Consider the following 263-nt stretch of genomic DNA (forward strand, 5'->3'; position numbering starts at 1 on the left):
GGTGAGCGTTTGAACAACCCAACCGTTGCATTTAAGCATCAAGGGATCTGTATCAAGCTGCACCCACATTCGTTGAAGAAGATTGTTGAGTCAGAGCAGGCATAACCTAAGGTTGTTCTAAGAAGAGATTCCTGATCTCGCCTAGGCTCGTCGGAATGACGGATGTGTGCAGTGGTTGTGCCTTACTATCATTCGGTTTGACTGTATCTCTTCTGAGTCATCGTTTTTACTAGCAAGAGAACACCGTCATTCCCGATAGCGAC

At 46.4% G+C, this 263-nt stretch carries 1 protein-coding gene; it reads left to right on the top strand.

Going from position 1 to position 263, the window contains the following annotated elements; all coding sequences use genetic code 11:
* Window positions 1-105 (top strand): VOC family protein (locus BCT81_RS27310; protein WP_198596978.1); only part of this gene is annotated, 105 nt, incomplete at its 5' end.
* Between the last annotated feature and the right edge of the window lie 158 nt (window positions 106-263).

The organism is Vibrio sp. 10N.261.52.A1, assembly GCF_002876325.1.
Taxonomy (GTDB): domain Bacteria; phylum Pseudomonadota; class Gammaproteobacteria; order Enterobacterales; family Vibrionaceae; genus Vibrio; species Vibrio chagasii.